The organism is Citrobacter sp. S55_ASV_140 (genome assembly GCF_018919505.1).
Lineage (GTDB): Bacteria > Pseudomonadota > Gammaproteobacteria > Enterobacterales > Enterobacteriaceae > Citrobacter > Citrobacter werkmanii.
Genome location: NZ_JAHLQZ010000184.1, coordinates 1 through 7,649 on the forward strand (window position 1 = coordinate 1; position 7,649 = coordinate 7,649).

Here is a 7,649-nt window from a genome sequence, read left to right on the forward strand (position 1 = left end):
CTACAACTTGTTTACTCAGCGTCCTAAGCAGGAGCTGGAGGACTTTGAACGCTGGACCGATATGCTCAAGCCCGGACAGGGCACCGATTTCTACCGTGCTAATGGCGCAGGGGAAATGTTGGTCTTCTCGGCCGCTGATTTTGAAGATTTCCTGCAACCACGTCCGGATCTACCGGAAGGCATGGAAGAAGAACTGGAACGCGTGGTTCGCCACCTGGTGGAGCATCGCTGGCCGTTCCGTCTGCATGCCACCTATGATGAATCCATCAGCCGCATGCTGGATGTGTTCGAGAAGGTGAATCGCGATATCCCGTTCAATGGCCTGCACTGGTTCTTCGATCACGCCGAAACGATTACCGAACGCAATATCGAGCGCGTCAAAGCGTTGGGCGGCGGGATAGCGGTTCAGCACCGAATGGCGTTCCAGGGGGAGTATTTTGTCGATCGCTATGGCAAAGACGCGGTCAAGCATACGCCGCCGGTGGCGAAAATGCTGGCGGCTGATGTTCCGGTAGGGCTGGGGACTGACGCCACCCGCGTGGCCAGCTATAACCCGTGGACCGCGCTGTACTGGCTGGTTTCGGGCCGTACCGTTGGTGGTATGGCGATGTATGATGATAACAATCGCCTGCCGCGCGATGTGGCGCTGGAACTGTGGACGGCCGGTAGCGCCTGGTTCTCCAGCGAACAGGGTAAGAAAGGGCGTATCGAGAAAGATCAACTGGCCGACCTGGTGGTGCTGTCTAAAGACTATTTCAGCGTGCCGGAAGAAGAGATCAAAGGCATCGAGTCGGTGATGACTATTGTCGATGGTAAAGTCGTGTACGCAGCCGGGCATTTCACTCCGCTGGCACCGCCAGCCATTCCGGTTGTGCCGGACTGGTCGCCGGTGGTGAAGGTGCCGGGGCACTATCGCTCAGCGCCGCCTGCTGCGGCGAAAATTGGCGCAATGGTACAGATGCACCAGTGCTGCGGTAGCTGCGGCGTACACGGTCATCAGCATGACATCGCGCGCAAGTCGGGGATTCCGGTGTCAGATGACAGGGCTTTCTGGGGAGCGCTGGGTTGTTCCTGCTTCGCGTTTTAATCTCTCATCACAGCCCCTGGCCAAACGCAGGGGCTGATTGGATTTTCTGAAAAGCGGGTCATAGTGTTAACAGATATGGCACAGCTGCAACAATTTGTGTCATTCTGGTCTGTCTTTACACAGTGAAGGTGGAAACATGGATGAGCTGCTAACCCTTGGCTGCATTGTTTTATTCTTCGCGTTGGTCGTGGTTCCTGGTCTCGCGATCGTGGCATACAGACGCAGTGCGGCGGTACGTTCTGAGCTGGCGGCCTTGCGCCGTCGGGTAGAGGAACTTGAGCTGCGCGGTGTGGCGTCAGAGTCTGTGGCACAGGCTGCCGCCGATGCGCCAACGCCTGCGATGAGCAGCGTGGCGCCGGAACCTGATGCTGAGCCGACGCCTGAACCCGTTAACCCGTGGTCTTCACAGCAAAAGCCGGATAAAGCGGCGGTCTCCACGCCCAACGCCCAGCGGCCTTCTGCTTTTGGCGGGGTGATATCATCGCTGGTGCGCTGGTTTATGCAGGGCAACCCGTTGGCAAAGCTCGGTATATTGCTCCTGTTCCTGGGACTTTCTTTCCTGCTGCGTTACACCGTCGAACATTCTCTGTTTCCGCTTGAGCTGCGCCTGGTGGCGGCCGCGCTGTTTGCTATTGTCCTGTTGGCGCTGGGCTGGCGGTTGCGGCATAAGCAACCGGTCTATGCGCTGATCTTACAGGGCGGGGCCACGGGAGCACTCTATCTCACCGTCTTTGGCGCGTTCCGGCTGTGGCAAATGCTGCCAATGACGCTAGCATTTGCGCTGCTGGTGGCGATTTGCGCGGCGAGCGTGGGTCTGGCTATTTTGCAAAAGGCACTCAGCCTGGCGATGTTGGCAAGCCTTGGCGGCTATCTCGCGCCGCTGCTGCTTTCCTCCGGCGGCGGCAGTCATGTCGCGCTTTTCTCTTTCTATCTTCTGCTCTCGGTCGGCATTCTCGCCATTAGCATCTGGCAGCACTGGCGGGAGCTGAATTTGCTCGGCCTGCTGTTTACCTTTGGCGTTGGCGGTTTGTGGGGGCTGGAGGACTATCGACCTGAGTATTACCTGAGCTGCCAACTGTTCCTGATCGCCAACACCATTATTTTTGGCGTGCTGAGCGTGGCGCTGTCGCTTCGTGCGCAGGAAAAAGGCAAGCAGATTATTGATGGCGTGCTGCTGTTTGCCCCTCCGCTGGTAGGTTTTGGCATGCAGTACGCCATTACGCGGCATATGGCATATGGTCCGGCGCTGAGCGCGCTAGGCTACGGTGGTTTCTATCTGGTGTTGGCGACGCTGGCGTTGCGGCGTTCGTCTTTGCTGGGGAGACCGCTGGTATTGGCTGCCCTGGCGCTTGGCGGCGCATTTACTACCCTGGCTATCCCGTTGGCGCTTTCAGCCCGTTGGACGGCGATGGCCTGGTCGCTGGAAGGACTTGGGATCCTCTGGCTGGGTATCCAACAGCAGCAGCGACGCATGAGTTATAGCGGTACGGCGCTGCTCGTGCTGGCCGTGGGCAGCGCGCTATGGACGCTGGCGAACGGCACAACTGCGCTCTCAGTGATGCTGATATTTGCCGTGCTTAGCCTCAGTTGGCTGGCTGCCGCATGGCTATGGCGCAGCATTCGGATGCAGGGCAGTTGGGGGCTACTCGCTGGCGGTTTGCTTTTCTGGATTACTGCCCTCGTTGCGGTATCGCAGCTCGTCCTGAAACAGGAGCGGTGGGTGCTGTCTGGCGTGTTGGCATTAATGGCGGTATCGGTCTGGGGCTGGCGTACGATTGCTGGTCGCCTGGCATGGCGGGAGCTTGATGCCAGTAAATGGCTGTTATGGCCGACGATGCTGGTGATGCTGATGTATCAGATCTCCTGGCAGCAGATTTTTGCTGCGGGCTGGCCGAATCTGGCCTGGTGCGCGGCGCTAATTGTTGCAGTGGCGCTGCTCTGGCGTGACGCACAGATATTACCGCCAACGCTTTCCCGGCTGGCGCATTTGTCATTCTTCTGGATGATTGTACTGGCGCTGGCGGTTGAGCTGTTCTGGTTCGCCCAGGCGCTACCGTGGGGGAAGGCCGCGTGGGGAAGCGGCCTGATGATGGCGGCTGGTGGGTTGCTGATTTTCCTGGTTTATCAAGCTGTTCAGCGCAAGCTCTGGCCATTTCGTATCTGGCCAGCCTTATATTCTGTGCAGGCGATGGTTCCCGTTGCGCTGGTGCTGGTCGGTCTGCTCGTGTTGACGAATTTACAGGATGGCGTGGTTTATCGTCAGACGTATCTGCCGTTGCTCAACCCGCTGGAAGAGGGCGCAGCTTTTGCCCTGCTAGGGTTGATCGTGTTTTATCGCGCGTCTGAACGCTATTTCCCGGTGCAGCTTTCGGTGTGCCGCCCATGGCCGGTTGTGGCGCTGATGGCGCTCGGCTTTTGGTGGCTTAATGGTTTGTTGCTGCGCGCGTTGTCCTGGTATGGTGAAGTTGCGTGGAATGTACACGCCCTGTGGGATTCGCGGTTGATTCAAACCTGTTTTGCTCTGTTCTGGATGCTAACGGCATTGGTGGTGATGCTGCAGGCAACCCGGCGTCGCTCGCGGCAGGAATGGCTGTGTGGAGCCGTTTTGCTGGGGATAGTCATTATTAAACTGATGCTGGTGGACAGCGCGGGAGGCGGCGGCCTGGCGCGCGCGGTCGCGTTTATTGGCGTCGCCATTCTGGTGCTGATTATCGGGTATTTTTCACCCTTACCGCCCAAAGCTGGAGAAGAAAAATGAAATGGATTAAAGCGGTTCTCTGGAGTGCTCTGTTAGGAGCAACCGGTGCGGCGTGGGGCAGTAATACGGTTACGGATGCGCCAGTAGACTACGCGAAGGGCGTGAAGCTCTTAACGCCGGGTTCAGAGCAATGGTATAGCCTGCCTCTGCCTTTAGCGGTGTACCATGAGGCAGTCTGGCCGGATTTACGTGATATCCGGGTGTTCAACCGTCAGGGCGAGGTAGTGCCTTTCACTCTGCTGGCTGAAAAAACGCAGGCAACGTCCCCGAGAACGATTCCTCTGCGCCTTTTTCCGTTTGATTCTACGGTGCAACAGGTGACGCCAAAGCAAGATGATGAAAGACCCGCGGTCCTGCTTCGTGCTAAAAATGGCATCGAAATTCGCTTCGAAAGTGAAAACCTGCAATCCATCGGGCAGAGTTATTTAATCGCCTTGCCAGACGATGTCAAAGAGACGCCATCGCTGTCCCAGTTGCGTTTAAACTGGGATGCGCCTGCGAAAAACTGGCAGGGAACGGCATCGCTTTATTACAGCCGAGATTTACGTGACTGGAGGTTGATTACAGGAAATGCGCCGCTGATGGATCTGACGCATAGCGACGACCGGTTGAAAATGGACACCTTAGGCGTCGATGATTTGCGCATGTCCGCTGGTGGTGTCCCCTGGCTGTTGCTGATTCTTGATTCGCAAAGCCCTGCGTTAAATCTGACCGGCGTGAGTGCGATAACCCGTGAGGAGCCTCCGCTTACCCGGCCTGTTTCGATGGATGCTGAAGCGGAGAGAATTGCCGAAAACCAGGCGATCTGGCGCTGGTCCAGGCCGCAACCGTTGACCTCATTACAGATTTCACTGGATTACGAAGGCGTATTGCCGGTTGAACTTGAATGGCGCAAGGGAGAAAAAGACGCCTGGCAGCCTTTAACCCGAACGGTTCTCTACAATCTGGAAAATCAGCATTCGGATGATATTCCACTCTCCGGTGAGTTAGTCGAGGCGGTCCGGATGACGACGCTTCAGACGCGTTTACCCGCCACCTTACCCGTATTGAGAGGGGAGCGCGACAGCTATAAAGTGATTTTTAACGCGCAAGGTCAAAGCCCGTTTATCCTGGCATGGGGAAACAAAGCGGCGGAACCCGCGAGCATCAGTCTGGCGATGCTGGTCCCGGAGGCGTTACGTAAGCACAACGATCCCGATAAAATGCCGCAGGCATTGGAGGATGAACGGGTTACTCTGGGCGGTGAGGGTCGGCTGACGGCAACGTCAGTCGCTGAGCAACAAAGCCAGTGGAAAACGCTGTTGGTGTGGGGGGCGTTAATCCTTGGCGTCGCCGTACTGGCGCTGATGGCGTGGCGAATCTGGCGTGAAGTGAAAAAGGGTAATCCGACATAAACCCATAAAAAAGGCCCGCATTGCGGGCCTTTTGTCGATTCATGCCAATTACAGGCTGGAAACGTTCTCGGTCAGGTATTTTGCCACGCCGTCCGGAGACGCGTTCATACCTTCTTTACCTTTTTCCCACTGCGCCGGGCAAACGTCGCCGTGCTCTTCGTGGAACTGCAGCGCGTCAACCATGCGCAGCATTTCGTCGATGTTACGACCCAGCGGCAGATCGTTAACCACCTGGTGACGAACAACGCCGTTAGCGTCGATCAGGAAAGAACCACGCAGAGCAACGCCCGCTTCCGGGTGCTCGATGCCGTAGGCTTTCTGGATTTCGCGTTTGATGTCAGCAACCATTGCGTATTTCACCGCACCGATGCCGCCTTTGTCGACAGGGGTGTTACGCCATGCGTTGTGGACAAATTCAGAGTCGAAAGAAACGCCAACAACTTCAACGCCGCGCTTCTGGAATTCTTCGTAACGTTTGTCGAATGCGATCAGTTCAGACGGGCAAACGAAAGTGAAGTCCATCGGCCAGAAGAACAGAACGGTGGTTTTACCGTTGGTATGCTGTTTGAAGTTGAAGTTTTCAACGATCTCACCGCTACCCAGTACCGCAGCTGCTGTGAAATCCGGAGCCTGACGAGTTACCAGTACCATATAATTCTCCTGCAATGTTAAGGGGTTTTTGGAACGCAACGCGGGCCAGTATAGAGAGTGTTCGTGAATAAGACAAAGAGGCGCTGGCAATCAATGAGACAGGTTTTGTCTATCAATCTTTTACCGGATGGTGGCTAAGGCTTATCCGGCGCGTTATGCGGGCTGCAATCAAAGGGTTTTACGCTGCGCCTGTTCCATCATCTGCGGATAAAACTGCCAGAAACGTTCTTCTAACGCATCATAATGCGTATCCAGGTCATACCATGAGGCGCGCAGGGCATCGAGACGCGGACGGCGGCTGGCCATGCCGTTCAGGACGTTCTGGATAAAATCCATGTCACGATAGCGCTCAAGCCATTTTTCTGACCATATATAGTTGTTTAAGTTAATAAAGCGCGGCGGCGATTCCGGCAAAATTGTGGTCACCTGGGTGCGGGCATAGCGCACAAAGTCTACCAGCGGGAAGTCTGGGGAGATTTCCGCCCAGTGGCGCGACAGAAAGTGATCCCACATCACGTCCAGCGTAATTGGCGCGACGCGGCGTGTTTCGCTACGAAACCACTCTTTGGCTTCACGCACCTGCGGCAGGTTATCGGTCATCACGTCGATACGACGGTGCATGAAGATGCCTTCCACCACCTCAGGCGAAAAATGCGTTTCCGGATTACCCCGGACAAAATCGGCCAGCAGATTGCCGGAAAGCGAGCTGTCGGCAAGATGAGCGAGATGCAAATGTGCAAGAAAATTCATAGTTAAACGTTTATCCAGAGGGGTAAAGGTTGCAGGGAGAACGCCCCGGCACTAGACTACCCGCCTCTTATTTTAGTCTGAGTCAGTGTCATGCGCGTTACCGATTTCACCTTTGAACTACCCGAATCCCTGATTGCCCACTATCCGCAAGCTGAGCGCAGTAGCTGCCGCTTGCTGTCTTTGGACGGGCCGACGGGCGCGCTGACGCACGGTACTTTCACCGATTTGCTCGATAAGCTCAACCCTGGCGATTTGCTGGTCTTTAACAACACCCGCGTCATTCCAGCGCGTCTGTTTGGCCGTAAAGCCAGCGGCGGTAAGATTGAAGTGCTGGTCGAACGCATGCTGGATGACAAGCGTATTTTGGCACACATTCGCGCCTCGAAAGCGCCGAAGCCGGGTGCCGAGCTGCTATTGGGCGACGATGAAAGTATTAAAGCGACGATGGTTGCCCGTCACGACGCGCTGTTTGAAGTGGCGTTTGACGATGAACGCAGCGTGCTTGATATCCTCAATGCCATCGGCCATATGCCGTTGCCGCCGTATATTGACCGCCCGGACGAAGACGCCGACCGCGAGCTGTACCAGACCGTGTATAGCGAAAAACCGGGTGCCGTCGCTGCGCCGACCGCGGGGCTGCACTTTGACGAGCCGCTGCTGGCGAAACTGCGCGATAAAGGCATTGAAATGGCGTTCGTTACGTTGCACGTCGGCGCGGGTACCTTCCAGCCGGTGCGCGTAGACACTATCGAAGACCACATTATGCACTCCGAATATGCGGAGGTGCCGCAGGATGTGGTTGACGCGGTGCTGGCGGCGAAGGCGCGTGGCAACCGCGTGATAGCCGTGGGAACAACGTCCGTTCGCTCACTGGAAAGCGCGGCGCAGGCTGCAAAAAACGATCTCATTGCGCCGTTCTTCGGTGATACGCAGATATTTATTTATCCAGGCTATAAATACCAGGTGATTGATGCCCTGGTCACCAACTTCCACCTGCCGGAATCGACGC

6 protein-coding genes are annotated in these 7,649 nt (G+C 56.3%); 4 read left to right on the top strand and 2 right to left on the bottom strand.

All coding sequences use genetic code 11. From position 1 onward, the window contains the following. The 3 genes from KQJ18_RS19490 to KQJ18_RS19500 all read left to right on the top strand — a co-directional run. Nucleotides 1–1,087: amidohydrolase family protein (locus KQJ18_RS19490; RefSeq protein WP_216422532.1), on the top strand; the 1,087-nt coding region annotated here is incomplete at its 5' end. Nucleotides 1,088–1,223: 136 nt separating this feature from the next. Further along, nucleotides 1,224–3,845 (top strand): DUF2339 domain-containing protein, encoded by a 2,622-nt coding sequence (locus KQJ18_RS19495; protein ID WP_216422533.1) that lies wholly within the window; start codon nt 1,224–1,226, stop codon nt 3,843–3,845. Next, a complete protein-coding gene (locus KQJ18_RS19500; RefSeq protein ID WP_216422534.1) occupies nt 3,842–5,239 on the top strand; it encodes a DUF3999 domain-containing protein in 1,398 nt (465 codons plus the stop codon). The genes KQJ18_RS19495 and KQJ18_RS19500 overlap by 4 nt, the downstream gene beginning before the upstream one ends. Nucleotides 5,240–5,287: 48 nt before the next feature. On the opposite strand, the gene KQJ18_RS19505 is transcribed toward KQJ18_RS19500, so the two are convergent. Both KQJ18_RS19505 and acpH read right to left on the bottom strand, forming a co-directional pair. Further along, nucleotides 5,288–5,890: a peroxiredoxin gene (locus KQJ18_RS19505; protein ID WP_003021524.1), complete on the bottom strand. Its 603-nt coding sequence runs from the start codon at nt 5,888–5,890 to the stop codon at nt 5,288–5,290. Nucleotides 5,891–6,058: 168 nt separating this feature from the next. After that, nucleotides 6,059–6,640 (bottom strand): ACP phosphodiesterase, encoded by a 582-nt coding sequence (gene acpH, locus KQJ18_RS19510; RefSeq protein ID WP_038638179.1) that lies wholly within the window; start codon nt 6,638–6,640, stop codon nt 6,059–6,061. Nucleotides 6,641–6,730: 90 nt separating this feature from the next. Here acpH and queA point away from each other — a divergent pair. Then, a partial coding sequence (queA, locus tag KQJ18_RS19515; protein WP_216422535.1) for a tRNA preQ1(34) S-adenosylmethionine ribosyltransferase-isomerase QueA occupies nt 6,731–7,649 on the top strand: 919 nt, incomplete at its 3' end.